At 46.8% G+C, this 1060-nt stretch carries 1 protein-coding gene; it reads left to right on the top strand.

Annotated features, from left to right (window positions below; genetic code table 11):
- Positions 1-86: 86 nt before the first annotated feature.
- Complete coding sequence (locus LRP50_RS25305) at positions 87-1004, top strand: IS5 family transposase (RefSeq protein ID WP_274167161.1); 918 nt, start codon at positions 87-89, stop codon at positions 1002-1004.
- Positions 1005-1060 lie beyond the last annotated feature (56 nt).

The raw sequence follows: 1060 nt of genomic DNA, 5'->3' as shown, positions 1-1060 counted from the left end.
TTGTTGTAAGGCGTTGTTTCCTAAATCATTGAACTAATCCCAATTGCAGCGATCAGATCATCATGACCTCAAACAGGTAGATGATGATGGGCAAATCCAAACACAAGATTAGCAACTGGAAAGAATACAACCAAGCCCTGAAAAATCGTGGCTCAGTCACCTTCTGGATTGATGCTGCTGCTATCAAATCTTGGCACTGCAATAAACACCATGGGAAGCGCGGTCGGGGTTTTCAATTCAGTGATGTATCGATCGAGACGGCATTGATGCTCAAAGGGGTTTTTAAGCTCCCTTTGCGCGCACTCGAAGGATTCATTAACTCGCTGTTTATGCTGATGGATGTGCCGCTGAAGTCACCTTCTTATAGTTGTATTAGTAAGCGAGCAAAGACAGTCGAGGTCCACTATCGCTCTCCAAGTCGCGGGCCTATCGCTCATGTCGTCATCGATGCCACTGGCCTAAAAGTGTATGGGGAAGGCGAATGGAAAATGCGCAAGCATGGTAAAGAAAAACGCCGAGTATGGCGTAAATTGCACCTCGCTATTGATGCCGCTACGCACGAGACCATTGCTGCTGAAGTGAGCCTGGACTGTGTCGGTGATAATGAAGTATTACCGACGTTGTTGAACCCTCTTCGCCGAAAGATTAAACAAGTGAGCGCTGACGGGGCTTATGATACCAAAGCGTGCCACCGTGTTTTGAAAAATAAGGGGATAATCCCCACCATTCCTCCAAGAAGTAACGCAGGTTTTTGGGAGGAAGGGCATCCTCGAAACGCCGCAGTGAGTGCACTAAAATCGGGTGAACTTGCCACGTGGAAACAAGACAATGACTATCACAAGCGGTCATTGTCAGAAACGGCGATGTATCGTTATAAGCAGTTACTCAGTCCAACATTGACGTTGAGAGATTACAACGCACAAGTCGGAGAAGCGTTAGCGAACGTCAAGGCAATGAACAAAGTCATAAGACTCGGTATGCCTGTTCGACAACCCACAGGCTAGGCAGTGAAAATCAAATAGGATCAATCCGTTAGTTTAACGATTTGATCAACAAGGCC

The organism is Enterovibrio gelatinilyticus, assembly GCF_028683095.1.
GTDB classification, from domain to species: Bacteria; Pseudomonadota; Gammaproteobacteria; order Enterobacterales; family Vibrionaceae; genus Enterovibrio; species Enterovibrio gelatinilyticus.
The sequence above is the reverse complement of the archived record's forward strand: the minus strand, read 5'-3'. Positions and strand labels throughout refer to the sequence as shown.